The 21,856-nt window shown below is 48.9% G+C and carries 21 protein-coding genes; 16 read left to right on the top strand and 5 right to left on the bottom strand.

Going from position 1 to position 21,856, the window contains the following annotated elements; all coding sequences use genetic code 11:
* Positions 1 to 16: 16 nt before the first annotated feature.
* Positions 17 to 535, bottom strand: a complete 519-nt coding sequence (gene paiA, locus KJS63_RS05415; protein ID WP_213618233.1) for a spermidine/spermine N(1)-acetyltransferase — start codon at positions 533 to 535, stop codon at positions 17 to 19.
* Positions 536 to 958: 423 nt separating this feature from the next.
* Here paiA and KJS63_RS05410 point away from each other — a divergent pair, with 423 nt between their 5' ends.
* From KJS63_RS05410 to yajC, 9 genes are all read left to right on the top strand, one after another.
* Positions 959 to 2,020: a Gfo/Idh/MocA family protein gene (locus tag KJS63_RS05410; RefSeq protein WP_213618232.1), complete on the top strand. Its 1,062-nt coding sequence runs from the start codon at positions 959 to 961 to the stop codon at positions 2,018 to 2,020.
* A 96-nt stretch (positions 2,021 to 2,116) separates the two neighbouring features.
* Entirely contained in the window at positions 2,117 to 2,806 is a 690-nt protein-coding gene (locus KJS63_RS05405) for a BofC C-terminal domain-containing protein (RefSeq protein WP_213618231.1), read from the top strand.
* A 146-nt stretch (positions 2,807 to 2,952) separates the two neighbouring features.
* The gene (ruvC, locus tag KJS63_RS05400) at positions 2,953 to 3,456 is read left to right on the top strand and encodes a crossover junction endodeoxyribonuclease RuvC (protein ID WP_068615818.1); all 504 of its coding nucleotides are present in this window, start codon (positions 2,953 to 2,955) and stop codon (positions 3,454 to 3,456) included.
* Entirely contained in the window at positions 3,453 to 4,067 is a 615-nt protein-coding gene (ruvA, locus tag KJS63_RS05395) for a Holliday junction branch migration protein RuvA (RefSeq protein ID WP_213618230.1), read from the top strand. The genes ruvC and ruvA overlap by 4 nt, the downstream gene beginning before the upstream one ends.
* 33 nt (positions 4,068 to 4,100) lie before the next feature.
* Complete coding sequence (gene ruvB / locus KJS63_RS05390; protein WP_213618338.1) at positions 4,101 to 5,102, top strand: Holliday junction branch migration DNA helicase RuvB; 1,002 nt, start codon at positions 4,101 to 4,103, stop codon at positions 5,100 to 5,102.
* 39 nt (positions 5,103 to 5,141) lie between these two features.
* A complete protein-coding gene (locus KJS63_RS05385; protein WP_213618229.1) occupies positions 5,142 to 7,247 on the top strand; it encodes a SpoIID/LytB domain-containing protein in 2,106 nt (701 codons plus the stop codon).
* A gap of 9 nt (positions 7,248 to 7,256) precedes the next feature.
* On the top strand, positions 7,257 to 8,285 hold the full coding sequence (queA, locus tag KJS63_RS05380; protein WP_213618228.1) for a tRNA preQ1(34) S-adenosylmethionine ribosyltransferase-isomerase QueA: 1,029 nt from the start codon (positions 7,257 to 7,259) through the stop codon (positions 8,283 to 8,285).
* Between the two features lie 24 nt (positions 8,286 to 8,309).
* Positions 8,310 to 9,449 carry a tRNA guanosine(34) transglycosylase Tgt gene (gene tgt, locus KJS63_RS05375; protein ID WP_068615826.1) on the top strand — a complete coding sequence of 380 codons (1,140 nt, stop codon included), beginning with the start codon at positions 8,310 to 8,312 and terminating at the stop codon, positions 9,447 to 9,449.
* A 30-nt stretch (positions 9,450 to 9,479) separates the two neighbouring features.
* Entirely contained in the window at positions 9,480 to 9,803 is a 324-nt protein-coding gene (yajC, locus tag KJS63_RS05370; RefSeq protein ID WP_068615829.1) for a preprotein translocase subunit YajC, read from the top strand.
* Positions 9,804 to 9,901: 98 nt separating this feature from the next.
* Here the strand turns inward: yajC and KJS63_RS05365 are convergent, their stop codons facing one another.
* Complete coding sequence (locus KJS63_RS05365; protein ID WP_213618227.1) at positions 9,902 to 10,729, bottom strand: phosphatase PAP2 family protein; 828 nt, start codon at positions 10,727 to 10,729, stop codon at positions 9,902 to 9,904.
* A gap of 102 nt (positions 10,730 to 10,831) precedes the next feature.
* Positions 10,832 to 11,224: a TIGR04086 family membrane protein gene (locus KJS63_RS05360; protein ID WP_213618226.1), complete on the bottom strand. Its 393-nt coding sequence runs from the start codon at positions 11,222 to 11,224 to the stop codon at positions 10,832 to 10,834.
* A gap of 186 nt (positions 11,225 to 11,410) precedes the next feature.
* On the opposite strand from KJS63_RS05360, the gene KJS63_RS05355 reads away from it, so the two are divergent.
* On the top strand, positions 11,411 to 11,614 hold the full coding sequence (locus KJS63_RS05355; protein WP_068615833.1) for a YetF domain-containing protein: 204 nt from the start codon (positions 11,411 to 11,413) through the stop codon (positions 11,612 to 11,614).
* An 18-nt stretch (positions 11,615 to 11,632) separates the two neighbouring features.
* On the opposite strand, the gene spoVB is transcribed toward KJS63_RS05355, so the two are convergent.
* Positions 11,633 to 13,210, bottom strand: coding sequence for a stage V sporulation protein B (spoVB, locus tag KJS63_RS05350; RefSeq protein ID WP_213618225.1), 1,578 nt, complete (start codon positions 13,208 to 13,210; stop codon positions 11,633 to 11,635).
* A 266-nt stretch (positions 13,211 to 13,476) separates the two neighbouring features.
* On the opposite strand from spoVB, the gene KJS63_RS05345 reads away from it, so the two are divergent.
* The 6 genes from KJS63_RS05345 to KJS63_RS05320 all read left to right on the top strand — a co-directional run bounded on the left by KJS63_RS05345 (position 13,477) and on the right by KJS63_RS05320 (position 20,159).
* Entirely contained in the window at positions 13,477 to 13,734 is a 258-nt protein-coding gene (locus KJS63_RS05345) for a post-transcriptional regulator (RefSeq protein WP_068615837.1), read from the top strand.
* A gap of 97 nt (positions 13,735 to 13,831) precedes the next feature.
* Positions 13,832 to 15,088 (top strand): protein translocase subunit SecD, encoded by a 1,257-nt coding sequence (gene secD, locus KJS63_RS05340; RefSeq protein WP_213618224.1) that lies wholly within the window; start codon positions 13,832 to 13,834, stop codon positions 15,086 to 15,088.
* On the top strand, positions 15,078 to 15,989 hold the full coding sequence (gene secF, locus KJS63_RS05335) for a protein translocase subunit SecF (protein WP_213618223.1): 912 nt from the start codon (positions 15,078 to 15,080) through the stop codon (positions 15,987 to 15,989). The genes secD and secF overlap by 11 nt, the downstream gene beginning before the upstream one ends.
* A gap of 97 nt (positions 15,990 to 16,086) precedes the next feature.
* Positions 16,087 to 17,046 (top strand): cation diffusion facilitator family transporter, encoded by a 960-nt coding sequence (locus KJS63_RS05330; RefSeq protein WP_213618222.1) that lies wholly within the window; start codon positions 16,087 to 16,089, stop codon positions 17,044 to 17,046.
* 137 nt (positions 17,047 to 17,183) lie between these two features.
* A complete protein-coding gene (gene recJ / locus KJS63_RS05325; protein WP_213618221.1) occupies positions 17,184 to 19,595 on the top strand; it encodes a single-stranded-DNA-specific exonuclease RecJ in 2,412 nt (803 codons plus the stop codon).
* A gap of 51 nt (positions 19,596 to 19,646) precedes the next feature.
* Entirely contained in the window at positions 19,647 to 20,159 is a 513-nt protein-coding gene (locus tag KJS63_RS05320) for an adenine phosphoribosyltransferase (RefSeq protein WP_213618220.1), read from the top strand.
* A 319-nt stretch (positions 20,160 to 20,478) separates the two neighbouring features.
* Here the strand turns inward: KJS63_RS05320 and uraA are convergent, their stop codons facing one another.
* Positions 20,479 to 21,768: a uracil permease gene (uraA, locus tag KJS63_RS05315; RefSeq protein ID WP_213618219.1), complete on the bottom strand. Its 1,290-nt coding sequence runs from the start codon at positions 21,766 to 21,768 to the stop codon at positions 20,479 to 20,481.
* Positions 21,769 to 21,856: the final 88 nt, after the last annotated feature.

The raw sequence follows: 21,856 nt of genomic DNA, 5'->3' as shown, positions 1-21,856 counted from the left end.
TCATTCCTTTGAAAAATTAAATGAGTGTTTTGCTCATAATATAGTCCGTTTGTTCCTCATCGCCCATATAAAAAGAGTGGGTTCCCACTTGAACGAACCCCATTTTATTATAAAAAGCGATAGCATTTTCGTTTTTCTCCCATACGCCTAGCCAGACTTTCTTTTTATGATGTTCCCTCGCCATGTCTATAGCTTTATTCAGCAGATATTTACCAAGCCCATCCCTTTGAAATTCATACTTTATATAAATCCTCTCGATTTCGAGTGATTCATCACCCATATCTTCAGACTGGGCATCATCGGTGTTAATCTTCAAATATCCTGCGAGTTCATCATTAACATAAGCAAAAAAGAACTGCGAAGAACTATTGGATAATTCTTGTTCTAATTGGTTTAAATTAAAAGCTTTTTCTAGATAGGCACGCATATTTTCAGCTGAATTCTGATGCTTGAATGTATCATTAAATGTTTCATAACTAATTTCTTGAAGCTTGCGTGAATCCTCAAGTGTGCATTTTTTGATAGCTATACTCATTAATTGTTTCGCTCCTTTATAAAATCAATAAATTCGTTTGTTCCCTTTTTTACAAGTTCCCAGTCTTTTTCTATATTCTTTCTTACTTTCTAAAGAAGATCGAACAGAGATAAAACCATTAATTTCGAGTTTTGCGATAGCACTATCATTCCAATTTCTCGAAGATTTTACTTCACAACTAACTCCTCAAAACACTTTTGTTGTAAATGCAACAAAGATCGTAAATATAATTTAACTTAAATTTATTGCATTTGCAACAAAAAACAGAGAGGTGAGACAGAGAAAAGAATATGATATTTGTGCATTTGAGTCTAACATTTGCTTCCCATATTGTTAGTTTTCTCATGAAAATAAGCACAGCGCAGTGCAGATCACCTATGGTATCATATTTAGGGCACCGATAATGATGCGGAGGGATTAGGAATGAGTACAGATAAGAATTACCAAGTGGTTATTATAGGATATGGTGGTATGGGCAGTTATCATGGGCAGTTAATAGAAGAGGTTGAACGGATTCAACTATCTGGAGTCTATGATATTGTGGATTATAGAATGGATCTGGCCCGGTCCCGTGGGTATCACACTTATGAAAGCATGGAGGCAGTATTGTCTGACGATTCGGTAGATATCGTGTTGATTGCTACTCCTAATGAGGTACATAAAGAACTGTCCATCAAGGCGCTTCGGGCTGGCAAGCATGTTATTTGCGAAAAGCCGGTGACTATTACAAGTAGGGATCTTACTGAAATTATGCAGGTGGCTCAAGAAGAGAAACGGATCTTTATGGTGCATCAGAACCGCCGCTGGGATGAAGATTACCTGATTGTCAAAGAACTCATAAACAAGAAGGTCATCGGTGAGGTTTTCCATATCGAATCCAGAGTTCACGGAGCCAACGGAATCCCGGGAGACTGGCGTCAGCTTAAAGCCAATGGTGGTGGCATGCTGCTGGACTGGGGGGTGCATCTGTTAGATCAGCTGCTCCAGCTTACAGATAGCAAAACATCTCATGTAGCCGCGAGTTTGAGTACAGTTCTGGGGAATGAGGTAGATGACGGGTTCAGCACCCATATCCGGTTCCGCAATGGACTTACGGCATTGATTGAAGTAGGAACCACCAACTATATCAAGCTGCCGCGCTGGTATGTTAAAGGCACAGAAGGAACAGCAATCATAAGGGATTGGGACTTGAGCGGGGAAATTGTAAAAACTAACTCTAACTCGGTGAAGATGGAGCCGCTGCCGATTCAGGCCGGAAACGGGCTTACGAAGACGATGGCCCCTCCATCAGAAGAATCAACGCTTAGGCTGCCTCTAGAGAAGCCGGAGATCAAACCTCAGGGCTTTTACTTGAATTTTATAGATGTAATTGAAGGCGCAGCTGAGCCGTTCATTCGAAATGAGGAAGTGTTCCGTGTTATGCAGCTGATTGAAGCGATATTTGAAGCCGCAGAGACCCAAAGCGTAGTTCAATTAGACTTGTAATGTAATCAGCTGATTCAAGAACAGCATGACTTGTATAATACGGCAATCCCAAGGTCACAATAGGTATCAAAGACCGCAAGTAAGAAGGGGATTGCCGTGAGCATCTTTAGAATAAAGCGAATTTTTAAAAGACGATGGAAAAGATGGAGGAGGGCAATCTGGACCGTGTCCGCCTGCTGTCTTGTAGCCTGTCTGGCTTGGCTGGGTATGCTGCTTTCGGATAAGCTGGAGCAGGCGATGACCAGGGAAGAACCTGCCGCTCTTGCCACGTTGGGCAATCTGAGCACTATAAGCATGGAGACGACCTCACCTGACTTTGAACGGGCTTTGACGGAGATGAAGGGCTCCAGAACGGTTCATTTGAATAAAATATATACATGCGGGGAAGAGAGCCATATCCTTGGCCGAATGGAAAGCGCTGAGATTATCGATCTGCTGAACAAGCATCCGGAGTGGAAGGGCCGGGTGGATGCCGAGGGCACGGTGTGGCTCGATCATCATATTGATGATCTTTCGGACATTTGCAAGCGCTCGGGTTATATCGGTCTGGACCGCAACGGGAACTTAAGCTTATTCGAAGGACCTCCGAAGGAGGAGAAGGTCATGCGCACTTTTTTCCAGATGGACATCGAGTTTATGGAAAGTGCACTTCCGGAGGATGTAATCCGTCAGGTTAAGCAGGGAATTCGGATTCAGGATGTTGAGGAGTATAACAGTGTTCTTTCGACCTTTAGCGATTATGCGGTGGAAGCCTCGCAAAAGGTCATGCAGCAGAATAAACATTAGTCGAAAGAGCTCTAAGAGACGTGGAATACGTCTCTTTTTTGCGTTTAATTGATGGAACATGAACTTTTTCCTCTGCACCCGGCTATCTTTTGTTATAATAGAGTGAATACATATGTTCGCTTTGTGAACTATAGGAGAGATCAAGTTTGCGTATTTTAGGGATAGACCCCGGAATTGCCATTGTTGGCTTTGGTTTTATTGATAAGCAGGGCAGCAAGTGTGTACCTGTTCAATATGGATGCATACAGACTCACAAGGATACTCCCGAGCCTGAGAGATTGCTGCATGTCTATGAGGACATCGGGCTCTTGATAGATAAATATAAACCGGATGCGGTTGCGCTTGAGAAGCTTTTCTTCAACCGGAATGTCACTACAGCCATGTCGGTCAGTCAAGCCAGAGGGGTACTTGTTCTGGCGGCTATTCAGCGTGGTCTGCCCATAGCGGAATATACCCCGATGCAGGTCAAGCAGGCGATTGTGGGTTATGGTAAGGCGGAGAAGAAGCAGGTGCAGGAGATGACCAGGATTTTCCTGAAGCTTCAAGCAGTGCCTAAGCCGGATGATGTTGCAGATGCTTTGGCTATTGCGATATGTCATGCTCACTCGAGCACATTAAATTCCAAGATAAATGAGGTACTTCGTTCATGATCGATTATTTAAAGGGACAGGTTGTTCATTACGAAACCGAATATATTGTAATGGATGTCCACAATGTGGGCTACCGTGTATTTTGTCCGAATCCGTATGCTTTTGCCAAGAGTGATGATGTGGTTACCGCTTATATTCACCACCACGTTCGGGAGGATGCGATTCTGCTGTTCGGATTTCCAACCCGGGAGGAGCAGAAGCTGTTCCGCAAATTGATCGATGTAACCGGAATCGGTCCGCGTGTGGCTCTCGGAATTCTGGCCGGAGGCACGCCGGACAGCGTAATCGCGGCGATTTATCAGGAGAACATCACATTCTTAACCAAGCTGCCGGGCATCGGGAAGAAGACGGCTCAGCGGATTATTCTCGATCTGAAAGATAAGCTGGACGGCATTGCAAGCACGCCGGTGTTTGTGCAGGAATCTTCCGATCACGATCTATTCAATCCGGTATTCACGGGCTGGCATGAGGCCAAAGAGGGGCTGCGGGCACTTGGCTATACGGATGCGGAGCTCGATAAAGTATGGCAGAGCTTGAAGGACGGCGTTACTCCGGACGAGTCGGTGGATTCCGTTATGAAAAAGGCCCTTAGAATGCTGTACACGGCATGATATTAACAATCTGAGAGGGGGAGTACAGTGATGATGGATGACCGGATAATATCGGCTAACTTAATGATGGAAGACCAGGCGGTCGAACTAAGTCTTCGCCCCCGTTATTTATCAGAATATATTGGTCAGGACCAAATCAAAGAGAATCTGAAGATCTATATTGAAGCAGCCAAAATGAGAAAAGAGGCCTTGGATCATGTGCTGCTCTATGGCCCTCCAGGACTTGGCAAGACAACCCTGGCCAATATTATCGCCAATGAGCTTGGAGTGAATCTGCGGACTACCTCAGGTCCTGCGATTGAACGACCTGGTGACCTGGCTGCCCTGCTAACGAACCTGCAGGAAGGCGATGTGTTGTTCATTGACGAGATTCACCGCCTGCACCGGACGGTGGAAGAGGTGCTTTATCCGGCAATGGAGGATTTCGCGCTGGATATTATGATTGGTAAGGGACCAAGTGCCCGGTCCGTAAGGCTGGACCTTCCACCGTTCACGCTGGTGGGTGCTACAACAAGAGCAGGACTTCTCTCCGCGCCGCTCCGGGACCGGTTCGGTGTGGTGAGCAGGCTGGAGTTCTACACTGTGGATCAGCTGAGTTATATCGTGAGCAGGGGGGCCGACATTCTGGGCATTGAGATTCTCGGAAATGCGGCTGAAGAGGTTGCCTTGAGGTCGCGAGGAACCCCGCGTATTGCCAACAGGCTGCTTAAGCGCGTACGGGATTACGCACAGGTGCGTGGAGACGGAATCATTACGGTGGAAATCGCCAAGGAAGCCTTGAAGATGCTCCAGGTCGACCCGATGGGACTTGATCTGATTGACCATAAGATGCTGAGAGCCATGATTACGAACTTTCGCGGTGGGCCTGTAGGGCTGGATACCATTGCCGCAACGATAGGGGAAGAGAGCCAGACCATCGAGGATGTGTATGAGCCGTATCTTCTGCAGATCGGGTTTCTGCAGCGGACTCCGCGCGGACGCATGGTAACTGCGGCCGCTTACAATCACTTAGGCCTTCCCATGCCCGAGAAATAAAATATGTACGTGAAACAAATCATCTCTGAGGAGGATATCATGAAGAGATCAGGATTAAAGAGCAACATGCTTAAGGTTGGAAAAAGCCTTCTAGCGGGCGTACTGCTGATGGGTCTGGTTCAATTTCAGACCCCGGCGGCTTCGGCAAACTCGGATCAAGTGAGAGTTGCCCTGTTTGTTGACGCGGGAAGTGCATATAAATCAACGGTACCAGCAATAACCCTTGTCTCCTCCACCGCCTGGACGGCTGGTCCCAGAAATTCCGGGGCAGGAGGGGAAGCCTGGGTCAATCTTGCCGCTGGGGACAAAATCCGGTTCAGCTTGGATACATTTAAAGTCAAAGTCATGGAGACGCCGGACTGGTCCAAGGCATCTGCCGCAGCCAAGAAGCTTCAAGCAGGTTCGGACAAGCCCTTCATATTTTCAGTTAATCAATCCGGCAGTACATTGTACCAAGTATACACCGGCCCTTACCTGAGCGCTGCAGAAGCTCAAAAAGCCGCCGCCCGTACAGGACAGACGCTAGGCCTAAGCGGTGGGGATGCGCCAGAAGCTAGGGGGGGCTTATATTTGTCCGCAGGCGCATTTAAGACCCAGCAGGAGGCCGAGACGCTTAGAGCCAAAATTGCTTCCCTGGGTGTGGATGCGGTGATTGCCATTACCGGACAAGCCTCATATGAAGTCTGGGTAGGGGATGCCTCCACTGGCGATGAGCTCGACCAGGTGGAATCACAGCTTACCAGCCAACTGCCAGGACAGAATCTGACCCCGGCAGGCCAATCAGGTATTGCCTTGATTGTGCGAAGTGATGTAACACTGAACCTGAATGCACCCTCGCCGGTTAAACACTATTCATTGAATGGAACGGGCTCGCCGCTCTGGATTCAAGGGACCGCGGGAGATTCCGGAAATATTCAATTGGTTGAGCGTTCCTCACGCAAATATAGAGGCGGTTTCGAACTGAGCAAGGTGGCTGGACAGCTTGCCGTGGTGAATGAACTGCCTATGGATCAATATCTGTATTCTGTGGTAGGCGGCGAGGTATATTCCAGCTGGCCGCAGGAAGCGCTGAAAGCACAGGCGGTGGCTGCAAGAACTTATGCCTTATATCAGGGCGCTACCAAGTTTAAGGTGGCCGGACTTGTTGATACCACGCTGAGCCAGGCCTACAACGGGATTGAGAAGGAAGCCGCAAGCATTATTCAGGCGGTAGATAGTACTTCAGGAGAGGTGCTCAAGAAGAACGGGAAGCTGATTGAAGGATTGTTCTCCTCGAACAGCGGCGGTATGGCAGCGGATTCTTCAGAGGTCTGGAAGGACACCGACAGCACTTATCAAGCCGTTAAGAGCGAGGAAGATAAGGCGGCTCAAGCTGGACTTAAGATGTGGTACCATGTTCTTCTGTCCAATGGGAAGAGCGGATATGTCCGTGAAGACAACGCCAAGCTTACCGGAGACAAGAATCCGGCAGGCCTTGCTTATCTGACAGCTACGGCGAAGGATACCAATGTTCGTACTCTGCCAATGATTCAATCGGGTGAGACCCCGGTTGGCAAGCTCAATCCTGGGGATCAGGCCGTGGTGCTTGAGAAGGTCAGCCAATCTAACGAATACGCCTGGGTCCGGGGACCGTTCACCTCCGATCAGCTTAGCAAGTCCTTGAAAGGGAAGACAGCAACGGCCGTGAGTTCCCCCATTGTGTCCTTGGATGTGACGAAGAGAGGTCCGTCGGGCCGTGCGATTGAAGTGAAGGCGAACGGACAGGTGCTGGATGTGAAATACCCGGATATGTTCCGGTCCGCGTTAGGCGGCCTGCCAAGCACGCTGTTTGATATTACCCCAACCGGGAGGTATACTGTACTAGGTGCGGGGGATCAGACGGCTTCGGGCACAGCGAAGGCTGGAACCAAGGTTCTGTCCGTATCCGGCACCCAGACCTTGAACGGCGGGAACATGGTTGTCCTGAATGGTTCGAATGAAGCCAGAGTAGTGGATGACACCAACATGTTCTTTATCACTGGACAGGGGAATGGCCATGGCATCGGGATGTCCCAATGGGGCGCTAAGGGCATGGCCGACGCGGGCAAGGATTACAAAACCATTTTGCAGCATTACTATCAAAATGTGACTATAGAGAAGGAATGAAGCAGCATCATGAATGTGGACTTGTATGATTTCGAGCTGCCTGAGCGCTTAATCGCCCAGACGCCGCTTTTAGAGAGAATGTCCTCCCGCCTGTTGACGCTGAATAAGAAGGACGGAAAGACCCAGCATCATATTTTCTCGGATATTATTGATTACTTGAATCCCGGAGACACCCTCGTACTTAATGATACGCGGGTTCTGCCCGCAAGATTGTTTGGCGTTAAGGAAGATACCGGCGCCAAGGCCGAGGTTCTGCTGCTTAAGAACCTGGGTGAGGATCAATGGGAGGTTCTGGTTAAGCCAGGGAAAAAGCTTAGAACCGGTGCGGTGATCGTATTTGGTGACGAGCTTAAGGCAACGATTATGGAAGAAGGCGAGCTTGGCGGCCGTGTGCTGAAGTTCGCTTATCAAGGGATATTTAACGAGATTCTGGACCGGCTTGGGCAGATGCCTCTTCCCCCTTATATTAAGGAAAAGCTGGAAGACAAGGAACGGTACCAGACCGTATACGCACGTAATGAAGGTTCGGCGGCGGCTCCGACGGCAGGACTGCATTTTACCGAGGAATTATTGGACCGGATTCGTGCCAAGGGGGTTACGATTGCCTTTGTAACGCTTCACGTCGGACTTGGCACATTCAGACCGATGTCCGTGGACCGGATTGAGGACCATGTGATGCATGAGGAGTATTACGTCCTTCCGCAGGAGACGGCGGACATCCTCAATGAGACCAGAGCGCGTGGCGGCAGAGTTATTGCAGTTGGGACAACCTCAGCAAGAACCCTGGAGACGGTCAGCCAGAAGTGCGGGGACGGGCCGATCGTAAAGAGCAGCGGATGGACACAAATTTTCATCTATCCGGGTTATCAATTCGGTATTGTTGACGCGCTCATCACGAATTTCCATCTTCCTAAATCCACGCTCGTTATGCTGGTGAGTGCCTTGGCGGGAAGAGAACATATTTTATCGGCCTATCAGGAAGCGATTGAGAAGGAGTACAGATTCTTCAGCTTCGGTGACGCCATGTTTATTTATTAAAGCTTTAGAGGATGGTTGATAAATTTGACAGCAGCAGTAACGTACGAACATATCAAAACATGTAAGCAATCCGGCGCCAGATTAGGCCGGGTGCATACCCCTCACGGGATTATTGAAACCCCTACCTTTATGCCTGTAGGTACTCAAGCCACGGTGAAGACGATGAGTCCGGAAGAACTGAAGGAAATGGACGCCAAAATTATTTTGAGCAATACGTACCATCTCTTTCTTCGCCCGGGTCATGAGGTGATCCGTGAAGCTGGCGGACTCCACAAATTTATGAACTGGGATCGTGCGATCCTCACGGACAGCGGCGGATTCCAGGTCTTCTCCCTTAGCGAAATGCGCAAGATTACGGAAGAGGGGGTACATTTTCATTCTCATTTAAGCGGGGATAAGCTGTTCCTGTCTCCTGAGGTTGCGATGGAAATTCAGAATGCCCTAGGCTCGGATATTATGATGGCGTTTGATGAATGTGCCCCATATCCGGCGGACTTCGACTATGTCAAGAAGTCGTTGGAGCGGACAACCAGGTGGGCGGAGCGCTGTCTTGAAAGCCATACCCGTCCGCACGATCAGGCCTTATTCGCCATTGTTCAGGGCGGGATGTATGAGGAACTTCGCAGACAGAGCGCGGCTGATTTGACTTCCCTGGATTTTCCGGGGTATGCTATTGGTGGACTGAGTGTAGGTGAGCCCAAACACCTGATGTATGAGGTGCTGGATTATACAGTGCCCCTGCTTCCTTCGAATAAGCCAAGGTATTTAATGGGTGTGGGTTCGCCCGATGCGCTGATCGAAGGCTCCATCCGGGGAATAGATATGTTCGATTGTGTGCTTCCAACGAGAATCGCCCGCAACGGGACCACGATGACAAGCCAAGGCCGGCTTGTTGTCCGTAATGCGAAGTATGCCAACGACTTCGGTCCATTGGATCCGAATTGCGGCTGTTATACATGCCGGAACTATTCACGGGCTTACTTACGTCATTTGATCAAGGCTGACGAGACTTTCGGACTCCGGTTAACGACGTATCATAATCTGCACTTCCTGCTTGATCTTATGAAGAACGTACGTCAAGCGATCATGGATGACCGGTTGCTTGATTTCCGGGATGAATTCTTCGAACAGTATGGTCTGTTTAACAATGACAAAGGGTTCTAAACTCATTAGAGAAGAAAGGGGGGGTTAAAAATGTTTCAATATGCAGCAGCTGGAGCGGGAGGACAGGATATCCTCGGCATCATCATTCCTTTTGTTCTGATGTTCGTTGTATTCTATTTCCTGCTTATTCGTCCGCAGAAGAAGAAGCAGCAGACGCGGAATACGATGCTCAGCGCCCTTAAGAAGGGGGACAAAATCGTGACCATCGGAGGGCTTCATGGCACGATTACAGAGCTTACGAACGACACAGTTGTTCTGAAGGTCAATGATGTAACTAAGCTTACTTTCGAGCGCAGTGCCATCAGTCACAGTATCGCTACTTCCGCAGCCGAACCTGAAAAAGCGGAGTCTTAAAATTTAGCATGCAAATAAAGAAAACCTCAGCAGGTTTATGGAGTTTGTTCCATAAACAGAGCTGAGGTTTTCTTATAGTTTCTTATAAATTGTAAGGATTAAATGGTGGATTCCACCTTAAGCGGCAATTCGTTCCGATAAGCGGAGCGCTGCGCCCACCTTACGGCAAGAGTCGTTGCCACGGTAGCGAGCACAAGTCCGCCAAGCATATCGATCAGCCAATGAATCCCCATGTAGAAGATGGCAAATACGATAATAAAAGCACTGATTCCTGCTGCAGCTGCCCAGCGGCGGTTGCCCGAGCGGAAAGCGAGAATGGCCATCGATACCGAAATCGAGGTATGGAGACTTGGGAAACAGTTATTGATGCCTGATAACGGACGGTAGGCGGCATCAAAATTAGGAAACACCTCGTACATGTAGAAGCTAACGCCTGACGGTGCATATGACCAAACTTCGTTAATAGGAAAGAATAAATAAAACGGGATCGCCACCAGGTAGTTCAGAATGACCGTATAACATACAGCATGGACGTATACCATATTCTTCCCGCTGGCATAGATGCCAAGCGAAGCAATCATAAGTGCCTGAAACACTATGACATAGAAAAAGGCTGTTACCTCCGTCACCCAATGCGCGTGGAAAAATTGTTGGAAATTCTTCACAAAATCTCCTTCGATGGCGAGGAACCAATGCGTATAATCCGCCTTAAGGTTTAAGGCATTTTCCCATTTCAGCTCCACGCTGTTGACCAGGAGTATTCCAACCATCATAGCAAACAAAATGAGAAACTTTCTGGAAATAAAAAGCTCCCGGATAAAGGAATAGGCTGCCACAAAGGGATTCTTCCTTGAGGCAAACCAGATGAATAAAATGGTTACACCTGCTGTGAACAACGAAACGGTTGTCATGGAATGATAGAGCAAAACCGGTTTTTCCCCCTTAATTTATCTCAGATTACACCAGTTTAACACATTTCAGCATAATCAGAAATATTCCTTAAATATCCAACCGTTTCGCGTTATTGATCAAGACTTGTGTAAATTTACTCCCAGAGCTCCGCCGATGGCACCAAACATGAAGGCTGGAATCACTAAAGCCATATCCTGGATAAGGAGGTGAGAGTCGAGGGCGAGAAAGCTGATAAGCAGCACGATAATACCGTACAGCACGCCTACAAGTCCGCCTTGATACCAGCCTTTCCGGCCTGATCTTTTGCCTGCGACAAGTCCTCCTATAAAGAGAGACACGGAGTGTACTAAATAGGTGTATACGGACAGATTCTCCTCCGACAAACCGCTTGCCTGAAGAAACAGGGATAAGATCAAAGCACCAATCATCATCCATAGGAACCCGTACCAAAGTCCTGAGACAAGGGGGTGGGTGATATGAAATGGAAGCAGGCCGCGTTTTTGTTCCATATTTGTCCTCCTCATTTATAAGATACTCCATTTTATGGTCAAGCTTGTGCTGTTAGTACAAGTCATCTTGGGATACATGATTATTTTGTAAATACATCCGCAATTTAAAAGGAGGCCGGCTGCATGGGCTACTCCTTAGCGGTGAAGAATACATGTACTTTGATTCGGTCATAAGGAGGAGATGGCGTGTCTGCACCAATCAGCTATGCACCTTTGCCCTTGCCCCTCATTGTAAAAGGACAGGTACAAGACCAGAATTTGGAGAGGATCAGGCAGAACCGTTTCTGGTTAAAGAATCAGATCCAGACTAAAGGGGTAACCCGATTCAAGGAAGTTCTAGTCTGTACGGTGGATCATAAAGGAAAATTGTACATTCATACAGAGAAATGACTCTAGCCCCCCTTTTAGTTAAAACCACCTTCCGATAAAAGGGACCCGCTGCATATCACTACGGTCAACAAGCTTAAGCGCGGTAATCAGAATAATATACAAAATTCCTCCGGCAGCACAGGAAGCTGCGAATTGAAGCCAGGTCGGGGAGTTTGAGGTTACTTTGTTGTAGAGCAGGGTAACCGCCCCGGCCATAATGGTCATTCCTGCCATGATTTTCAAGAAATCCAGCCAAGGGAATTTATACTTCAGCGCGACGGCTACGGTGATAGCATGCAGAAGGGTAACGATCACAATGTTGGCAATGATGGCAATAACCGCACCATAAATGCCAAGTGCCGGGTTTGAGGCAAGGTATAGGATCAAGCCGATTTTAACGACAGCTCCGATTAGAGTATTGGTGAGCGCTTTTCCTGGCTGATCCAAGGCCTGCAGAGTTGCTTGAAGCGGCCCCTGCAGATAAATTAAAATCGCGAATGGAGCCATTAGCTTAAGCATGCCGGCGATTTCGGTATTTTTATAGAGCAGATTACATAACGGTTCGGCCATGACATACATAATCACGGCAAAAGGTGCCCCCGATACCAGGGCCAGCTTTATGGATTGGTGCAGTCTCTTGTGAATGGTACGCATATCTCCCCGGGCTTGGGCCTCGGCCAGCGAAGGAACCAAGGAGACAGCCAGAGAGGACGTCAGAGCGCCAGGCAGCAGCAGTACGGGGATGATCATTCCTTGCAGGGCACCATACTGGGCTGTGGCTACTGCCGTGGCGATCCCTGCTAACGCAAGACTCTGAGCCGTAGTAATGGACTCCAGCAGATAGGATAAGGACCCTACCAATCTGCCGCCAGTAACGGGAAGAGAAATACCCAGAATCCGCTTAAGCAGGCTTTTAGGGGAGGGCTGATTGGGTAAGTCAGCGTCTGGATTGCCGGATGACGGAGAGAGATGGTTTTCCGGAGAATGCTTAAGCCTCCTCAGCTGAAGCAGCAGCACTAACATACCGACGATCTCACCTGCAACCACCCCGAGCATGGCACCAGCTGCACCGTATTCGATCCCCATAGGAAGCATAAGATAGGAGAACCAGAGCACACACAAGATGCGGGTTAGGGTCTCCATAATCGATGAGGTGGCTGACGGAATCATATCCTGCTTCCCTTGGAAGTAACCCCGGTAGACAGAAGATACGGCCACAATGACAATCATAGGACTCATGCTGATAAAGGTATGATAGACCCGGCTGTCAGGGAGCAGATTCCGGGTGATCCAAGTCGCCCCGAACAGGCATAGGAAGGTAAACAAAAATCCCGCGCCCATGGACAAGGCGAGACTGGTGCGGAGTATAACCTTGGAGCGATGAGGTTGCCCTGAGGATTCAGCCTCGGCGACCAGCTTGCTGACAGCAAGCGGAATGCCGCCTGATATAATCGTAACGATGACCAGGAAGAACGGATATCCAAGCTGGTATAGACCCACTCCCTCGGCGCCAATAATGCGGGGAAGCATAATGCGGGGGATGAAGCCCAGAATCCGGTTAATTAGACTTGCGGCGAGCAGGATCATCGTTCCCTGGATAAAAGATTGCTTGTTCACATTTCTCCCTCTTCCCCCATGTGTCATTATCGAAGGCATGAACATAGACATGCCTGTTTTAACCATATGCAGGACCTGTCCGTGTTCATGCCATTTGTTTTGATTGTCCACCTTAGGAGAGCATGAGGCGAAACCCCGATGACCGCGGGGGAGCTCTGACAAGTTTTGCCTTGAAATGCCTGGACTTGATGGGCAGGAATTTAGTAAGATGAGAGGGAAGTAATTAAAGAGGAAATTCAGATGCTTGGAAAAGAAGGAGGACTCCCATGGACGAGGAAGCAATCACCGAGGCCCAGCTCCTTGAGTCGATCGAACAGCTGTGCCGCAGCAAAGCGGAGGAATTCCAATTAATCGGTTACGAGCACGTTACCCATTCCGACATCTGGGACTGCGTCAGTTCCAAGTATGAGAAAGCAGGTATCCCGCCTCTTTATCAGCTGGTGAATGATATTATGTCTTTGAAAGCGACCCAATTTATGAATTATTTAACGCTTTCCGCTTATCGTGGATCCCGTTTTGATTAATGGGATTTTTTTTGTCGGGAATATTTGATAAATTGACGGTCATTTCGCACGTAGATATAATAGGAATATTGAGAATGAAAGGGGAACAAAGAACGGGATGAAAAGAATCATCACATTCCTGGTCGTGGTGGTCGTAACCACTGCGGTTATGGTAGGGACAACCCCCAGCCTGCTGAAAGACATTAATCTTGGCCTGGATTTAAAGGGGGGCTTTGAGATTCTGTATGAAGCCCAGCCTATCGAAGCAGGTGGCAAGATCACGAAGGATGCTCTTCAGCAAACAGCAAAAAGTATTGAGAAACGGGCCAATGTGCTGGGAACCAGCGAGCCTGATGTAACGACGGAAGGTACAAACCGCATACGCCTTAAGATGCCGGGTGTAACAGACGAGAATGTGGTACGTCAGAAAATGAAAGAACCGGCCACTCTAACGTTCCGCAGTAAAGACGGAACAGAGAAAAATGCGGATCAATACAATAAAATTGAACTGTACGGAAATGAGTTCGCCGAGGGCGGAGCCTCCTACCATCCTGACCAATTGAACCAATTCTATGAAGTTAGCATTAAAGTGAAAGATAAGTCGAAATTGGCGGATATCACCAAGCGTCTTCTGAACAAAGAGCTGGCGATTTTCATGGATGATACCAAGCTGTATGCACCAGTAGTGCGAGCAGTACTCTCTGATGGAACGGCCTCCATTAGCGGTGGGTACACGAAGGAGCAGGCTAAAGATCTGAGCGACAAGATCAACCTGGGCGCACTGCCGCTGAAGCTGACTGAGAAATACTCACAAAGCGTCGGAGCGACTTTGGGCCAGCTGTCTCTTGAACAGACCCTCAGAGCAGGGATTATCGGTTCACTGATTATTTTGCTCTTTATGATTCTTGTATACCGGATTCCAGGACTGATTGCGAGCTTTACGCTGATTGTTTACACCTGGCTGTTGATTGCATTCTTCTACTTTGCCGGTGTGACACTGACCCTGCCGGGTATTGCGGCGTTCATTCTAGGTATCGGGATGGCGGTCGATGCCAACATCATTACTGATGAGCGGATTAAGGAAGAAATCCGGAGCGGCAAGAGCATTCTGTCTGCAGTTAAAGCAGGTAGTAAAGTGTCCTTCCGTACCGTTATGGATGCTCACGTAACCACCTTTATCGCTGCTGCGGTCATGTTCGGTCTCGGTACAGGCGCAGTTAAAGGCTTTGCCTTCGTCCTGATGCTTGACCTTATTGTCAGTATCATTACTAACATTTTCTTCTCCCGTTATCTCCTGCATCTTCTGGTTAAGGGGAACATTATCAAGAGCCCGAAAATGCTTGGTGTAAAGGAGAGTGAAATCCGTGCGCTTTAAGTGGGATTATGACTTCGTCAAAGCTAGTAAGTATTTTTATATATTTTCTATTGCCCTGACCATTGCAGGGATTATCAGCTTGGCTGTCTTCAAGTTGAATTATGGCGTGGATTTCAGTGCCGGTTCCAATGTCGATGTGAAGGTTACCAAGAACGTATCCAAGCAGGAAATTGAGAAAGTGCTGGTGGATGCCAAACTGTATCAGAAGGATGTCCTAATTACTCCGGGTACAGGACGGGTCAACATCCGTTTCCCTGAAGTGCTGTCGCCAGCCCAGGAGGCTACGCTGAAAGACATTCTTGCGAAGAATGTCGACAAGAGCGCCTCTGCAGAAGTAAATACGGTTGATCCGGAAATGGCCCGTGAGCTTCAGCAAAATGCCATCTATGCGGTCCTGCTGGCAAGCCTTGGTATCATTGTTTATGTAACCATCCGGTTCGAATGGCGTTTTGCGGTAGCTGCGATCATTGCACTGCTGCACGATGCTTTCCTAGTTATAACGATTTTCTCCATCCTGCGCTTGGAAGTGAACCTGACCTTCATTATCGCAGTGCTGACGATTGTCGGTTACTCGATTAATGATACGGTCGTTATCTTTGACCGGGTACGTGAAAATATGCGTTTCGCCAAAATCAAGTCACATGCCGATCTGCATGATGTCGTGAATAAGAGTATCTCTCAAACGATGACCCGTTCGATCAATACGGTCTTCACCGTGTTTATCGCTTCAGTATGTTTGCTGATTTTCGGAAGTGAGTCCATCCGCATGTTCTCACTCGCTATGGTCATCGGGCTTTTGTGTGGTGCGTATTCTTCCATCTTTATCGCGAGTCCGCTCTGGTATGGGCTTAAAGGCTTGCAAAAGAATGTGAAAACCAAACCGTCCAAAACAACGACCTAATTTAGAGATCCGCCAGAGCTAAAGGGGGAGCCGCGTCTGAAGGTGACGCGGCTTTCTGTTCGCTCTCGGTCTTGTCAGTGATTGAGGAGGAGATTCAATGACTAGCAGACCTGCCGCTCATTCCGAAGCTGCTGCGTGGACCGGTATTATTAATAACTTTATCTTGGCTGTCTTTAAAGGAACAGCCGGCCTGCTCTGCGACAGTAAATCGCTTCTTGGGGACGCGCTCTATTCCGCATCGGAAGCCGCAGGCGGCCTGGCTGAGAAAATTCAGCTTCAGGGCATCCAGGGACGGCGTAGTTCGGTGGGACGCGGCGCACAGCCCCAAAGGGAAGGCGAGCCGCTCGTTACGATCATGTTTACAGTTTTTCTGTTAATGGGAGCTTTGCAGATGGCAATTTCCTCGATCAAAGAAATGTCTCTTGGGGAGGTGACGGCCCCGACCTATTTGGCGGGGGTCACCGTTGTCATTGCCGTTGCACTGAAAGAAGCTGTGTTCCAATACCAATACCGCCAATACAGGAAAACAGGAGAGGACAAGAGACCTGCATATCTGGAAAGCCGGCGCTTCTCCCTGTATTCATCCATCGCAGTTCTGCTTGGTGTTTTTGGCTCAATGGCGGGAGGAGCGCTTAATATTGAAGCTTTGCTCTATCTCGACCCTGCTGCGGCTCTGCTGATCGCTTGCCTCGTCTTATGGAGGGGTTACCGGATGGTAACGGGCAGCATTTATGGAACCTTGGTACAGGAGCTTCGTGAAGAGGATGCGGCGAGCTTTATTGAGACGGTACAGCGTGTCCACGGAGTAATTATGGTTGAGGAGCTCCGGGCTCACGAGCAGGGGCACTATGTGGCTGTCGAGGCTACTATCTGTGTGAATCCAAGAAGTACGGTACTGGAGGCCAGGGATATTGCGAACAGGGCCAAGGTTCTGCTGATGCACAGATTCTCTCATGTCAGCGATGTCCATATTGAGGTTATCCCTTATGATCCGGTGTATCCATACAAATCCAATCACGAAAGCTCAAGCAGCGACACAACGACCCTGCTTCAATAGAATATTCGAAAAGCACTTATATTGATGGCTGCGGGGAATGAGCGAATTGCTGCTGCTTCAGGCGGGAGCATTGCTGTTATGTAACGAAAGAAGTCAAACAAGTTCATTCCATGCAGTTAAGAAGGGGGAGCAATGGAATGATAAAGTCCAAATACAATTGGAAATGTCAGCAGCCAGACCGCCAGAAGGCGGAGGAGCTTGCGGGGCAGATGAATATTTCCGTCATCCTTGCCTCTTTACTAATCAACCGGGGAATGGCGGATGCCGAATTCGCGGAGAAGTTCATGCGTGGCGGCTCAGGTGAGCTCCATGATCCGTTTCTGTTAAGCGGGATGCAGGAAGCAGTTCCGCGTATTTTGCATGCTATAGCCGCGGGTGAACGCATACTAATTTATGGGGATTATGATGCGGACGGTGTATCCTCGACATCCTTAATGATCCGTTTGATGCGCCATCTAGGCGCTGATTTCGACTATTATATTCCACACCGCTCCAAAGAGGGTTATGGTCTGCATAATCATGCGTTGGACCTTGCCCGGGAGAAAGGGACTTCGCTGATTATCACTGTGGATACAGGGATTAGCGCGGTTAGTCAAATCGCCTATGCGAACGAGCTGGGAATGGATGTAATTGTAACTGATCACCATGAACCCCCATCCGAGCTTCCACAGGCTTATGCACTTATTAACCCAAAGCTCTCCCACTGCCCGTATCCATTTAAAGGACTCGCCGGTGTGGGAGTAGCCTATAAGCTTGCCAGTGCTTTGATTGGCGAAGTACCGGAGGAATGGCTTCAGTTGGTGGCTTTGGGAACGATAGCTGATCTTATGCCTCTCATGGATGAGAACCGGGTGCTCGTTAGCAGGGGACTCAAATCGATGGACAAAGAAGCGCTTATTGGTGCGGCAGCTCTGCTGCGGATTGCGGGTGGTTCGGATAAAGGCGTAAATTCAACAACAATCGGTTTCAGCATGGCTCCGAGAATCAACGCCAGCGGGCGTCTCAGCCATGCCAGCAGGGCTGTAAGCCTGCTTACAACGGAAGATCTGGATGAAGCGGACGAGATTGCCTCTGAGCTGGACCTGCTTAACAGGGAGCGGCAGCAGATGGTTGAAGATATCGTTCAGCAGGCAGTGAGCCAGCTGGAGGCCGCCTCATCGGAGGGAAAGCAAATTCCAAGTGTTATAGTGATCGCTGGGGAAGGCTGGAACGTAGGGGTCGTGGGCATTGTGGCTTCGAAAATTCTTGAGCGGTACTACCGCCCCACGATCATCCTAGCCGTCAATCCGGAGACAGGTGAGTGCAAAGGGTCGGCCAGGTCAATACCAGGCTTTGATATGTATGAGGCTTTAACTGAGTGTGCAGACCTTATGCACCATTATGGGGGGCATACTGCAGCTGCGGGCATGTCGCTTCATAGGGATAATCTTGCCGCTTTTGAAGAGAGGCTGAACAAATATGCTGCCCAGGTTCTGGAGCCGGAGCATTTCGTGCCCGTGCTCTCAGCCGATTTGGAATGTTCACTAAATGAGATCACCATTCCGTTGATTCAAGAACTGGAGCGGCTCGCTCCATTCGGCATGGAGAACAGCTGTCCCCGCCTGTTGATCCGCGGTGCGGAATTGATGGAGACCCGAACGATGGGCCGGGAAGGCAATCATCTTAAGCTAACTCTGCGTCAGAATGGGGCGGTTGTTGAAGCAGTGGCTTTTGGAAAAGGGGTTCTGGGAACCTTTATCACCGAAGGGGCTAGGGTAGATCTTGTTGTTGAGGCATCCATTAATGAATGGAATGGCTCTGTGAAGCCCCAGCTAATGATCCAGGATCTCTCCGTATCTCATTTGCAGGTATTTGACTTCAGGTCATGCCCGTCCCCATTTAAAATAATGGACGACTTTGCAACGAAGCTGCGGCAGCTTCCATCAGGACAAACAGCCCGCACGGCAGTGGTATGCCGACAATCTTCGGCTGAGCGCTACCGCCCGGATTTGGTAGATTCCCTCCTTTGGGTATATGATGAAGAAGCCGGGTTGCATGAATCTGGAATGAGACCGGGTTTAGCTGTAGATGACCTGTCTCAAATCACCAGCTTATTTATTCTTGAATTGCCGGAGTATTCGGCTCAGCTGGATTCTGTTTTGACTTCCATTCCGAATCTGGAACGTATTATACTGGTTCATGGACAGCAGGACAGATATGAGCGGGTGGAGATTCCATCCCGGGATAATTTTAAAACGGTCTATGCTTGGATTCGCCATTATTCAGCCAAGGGGCTAACGGAGGAACAGATGCTGAATCAGCTGGTCCGCCAGACTGGGTTTACCAAAAGGATGATGCGGTTGACTCTGGAGGTATTTGAGGAGCTGGAGTTCATCATCAGGGATAACGGCCGGTTAAGGCTGAACCCATCCCCTTCGAAACAGCCGCTCGAGACCTCTGCCCGTTACCTGCAGCTTGAAGCATTGGCTGAAATGGAGCAGGTGATGCTTCGCGGGAAAGCCGCTCAGGTTGCAGAATGGATGAGATCCAGAACTGCCGCTGTTTCTTAGAAGAGCAATATAACTATTAGATTGTATAGACATTGAAGGAGCGATTTTATAATGAATTTCAAAGACTACATCCGCGTAATCCCCGATTTCCCGCAGCCTGGTATCAGTTTCAAGGATATTACCACTCTGTTGAATGATGGCGAGAAATACCGTCAAACAATTGATGAATTGAAGAAGATGGTCTCCCATATGAAAATTGATCTGATTGCCGGGCCGGAGGCACGCGGATTTGTGGTAGGCGCTCCGCTTGCGTATGCGCTTGGCGTTGGCTTTGTACCGATCCGCAAGAGCGGCAAGCTGCCATCGGACACGATTGAAATCGAGTACGACTTGGAGTACGGCAAGGACCGTCTTGCTATGCACAGTGATGCCATCAAGCCAGGTCAGAACGTACTGATTGCAGATGACCTGCTGGCTACGGGAGGTACCATCTCCACCTCTGTGCAGCTGGTCAAACAGCTCGGGGGTAACATCGCAGGGGCTGCGTTCCTGATTGAGCTTGCGGATTTGAACGGACGGGCGAAGCTTCCAGGCGTGGACATCGTATCATTGGTGACTTATTAAGGGGCTGACTATATAAAATGAACTTATGAAGGTTGCCCTTTAGGAGCGCTGCGATGCCGAGTGTTCTTTAAGGCCGCTGTTGTCTCCGAAATGCTTGAACTAGATATCCAAGTAGAGGCATTATGGACAAAGGCGGACGCTCCGCTTCTTCAGAATCACTCGGGATCGAAGCTGAGGTCTGTGTTAATTTTTAATGTTCATTTTATATAGCCCCTTTTAAGTGACTTTCCCGGGAAATATTTGGAGAACATAACAAAAGCCAGGTGGCGGCAGTTAATCTGCCCTGAGCTACCTGGCTTTTTGTCGATTCTATTTTAAATTAATGTGCTGACTCTTCCTTATCGTTGGACAGTCCGAGAACTTCAATCAGCTTGAAGAACAGGGCAAAGAGGATGCCAACAACCGTAGCGAGCGCCATTCCCTTCAGTTCAACTGTACCGAGGGTGAGCTTGGTTCCACTGATTCCAATGACAAGAATGACCGTTGCAAGAATCATGTTGGTGGCTTTCGAGAAATCAACCTTCTGCTCAACGAATATACGGAGTCCTGATGCCGCTATTACCCCGAACAGAAGCAGAGATACCCCTCCCATGACAGGGACCGGAATGTTGGCCACAATGGCGGAGAATTTGCCTGAGAAGGACAGCAGTATCGCGAAGATGGAGGCTCCGCCGATGACGTAGATGGAGTATACACGGGTAAGTGCCATAACCCCGATATTCTCCCCATAGGTGGTGTTTGGCGTGGAGCCAACGAAGCCGGACAGAATGGTGGATATTCCGTTGCCCAGCAGGGAACGGTGCAGGCCGGGATCTTTGGACAGGTCCTTGCCAACGATGTTGCTGGTTACGAGCAGGTGCCCGATATGTTCTACGATGACAACGAGCGCAACGGGGATGATGGTGATGATCGCCGAGATATCCCACTGCGGAGTTGCATAGTGAGGGAGGGAGAACCATTTCGCATGAGCAATAGCTGTTGTATTCACCTCTCCTAATGCGTAAGCAAGCACATAACCGGATACGATTCCGATCAGAATGTGTATGATCTTCGGAAAACCTCTGAACATCACAGCACCAATAATAGTTACTCCAAGGGTGACCAAGGCCAGAAGAATGGAGGTGGGATCAGGAGTCCACGGCTTGGCGGGATTGTCGTTGATAATACCGGCCATACCTGCGGCCACCGGTACAAGCTCAAGACCGATAATGGCAACAATCGCTCCCATTGCAGCGGGCGGGAAAACAACATTGATCCAGCCGGTACCTGCGTACTTGACCAGCAGGGCTACCAACACAAAGATAATTCCTGTAATAACAAAAGCGCCCAGGGCCAGGTTATATCCGTTGCCCGGATGGGTAGTCAGAACCACAAGCACCGGCGAAATGAATGCAAAGCTGGAGCCGAGATAGGCGGGAATCTTTGCTTTGCAAATTACAATATAGAGCAGGGTGCCGATTCCATTCATCAGCAGAATCATGCCGGGGTCTACGCCGAACAAATTCGGAACAAGAACAGTGCTTCCGAACATGGCGAACAGATGCTGAAGACTGAGCAGGATCCCCGGTCCAAAGGGAACTTTTTCGTTGACCTGGATTTCACGTTGCAAAATTAAAGCCACTCCTTTTTTATAGCTTATTCTGTGCATCTTACCTAGATTAAAGACATCGACGGCATTTGACAACAGGAAAGTTCAA

Origin of the sequence: Paenibacillus sp. J22TS3 (assembly GCF_018403205.1) — a bacterium.
In the GTDB taxonomy this organism is placed as follows: domain Bacteria; phylum Bacillota; class Bacilli; order Paenibacillales; family Paenibacillaceae; genus Fontibacillus; species Fontibacillus tuaregi.
This window is presented reverse-complemented; position numbering and strand designations above follow the sequence as displayed.

Excerpts from the sequence above, each read along its gene's own strand:
- KJS63_RS05385 (WP_213618229.1), top strand. The coding sequence starts at position 5,142 with ATGAAGAGATCAGGATTAAAGAGCAACATGCTTAAGGTTGGAAAAAGC.
- recJ (WP_213618221.1), top strand. The coding sequence starts at position 17,184 with ATGATAAAGTCCAAATACAATTGGAAATGTCAGCAGCCAGACCGCCAG.
- paiA (WP_213618233.1), bottom strand. The coding sequence starts at position 535 with ATGAGTATAGCTATCAAAAAATGCACACTTGAGGATTCACGCAAGCTT.
- KJS63_RS05330 (WP_213618222.1), top strand. The coding sequence starts at position 16,087 with ATGACTAGCAGACCTGCCGCTCATTCCGAAGCTGCTGCGTGGACCGGT.
- KJS63_RS05360 (WP_213618226.1), bottom strand. The coding sequence starts at position 11,224 with ATGGAACAAAAACGCGGCCTGCTTCCATTTCATATCACCCACCCCCTT.
- KJS63_RS05320 (WP_213618220.1), top strand. The coding sequence starts at position 19,647 with ATGAATTTCAAAGACTACATCCGCGTAATCCCCGATTTCCCGCAGCCT.
- yajC (WP_068615829.1), top strand. The coding sequence starts at position 9,480 with ATGTTTCAATATGCAGCAGCTGGAGCGGGAGGACAGGATATCCTCGGC.
- KJS63_RS05345 (WP_068615837.1), top strand. The coding sequence starts at position 13,477 with ATGGACGAGGAAGCAATCACCGAGGCCCAGCTCCTTGAGTCGATCGAA.
- ruvA (WP_213618230.1), top strand. The coding sequence starts at position 3,453 with ATGATCGATTATTTAAAGGGACAGGTTGTTCATTACGAAACCGAATAT.
- KJS63_RS05410 (WP_213618232.1), top strand. The coding sequence starts at position 959 with ATGAGTACAGATAAGAATTACCAAGTGGTTATTATAGGATATGGTGGT.
- queA (WP_213618228.1), top strand. The coding sequence starts at position 7,257 with ATGAATGTGGACTTGTATGATTTCGAGCTGCCTGAGCGCTTAATCGCC.
- secD (WP_213618224.1), top strand. The coding sequence starts at position 13,832 with ATGAAAAGAATCATCACATTCCTGGTCGTGGTGGTCGTAACCACTGCG.
- ruvB (WP_213618338.1), top strand. The coding sequence starts at position 4,101 with ATGGATGACCGGATAATATCGGCTAACTTAATGATGGAAGACCAGGCG.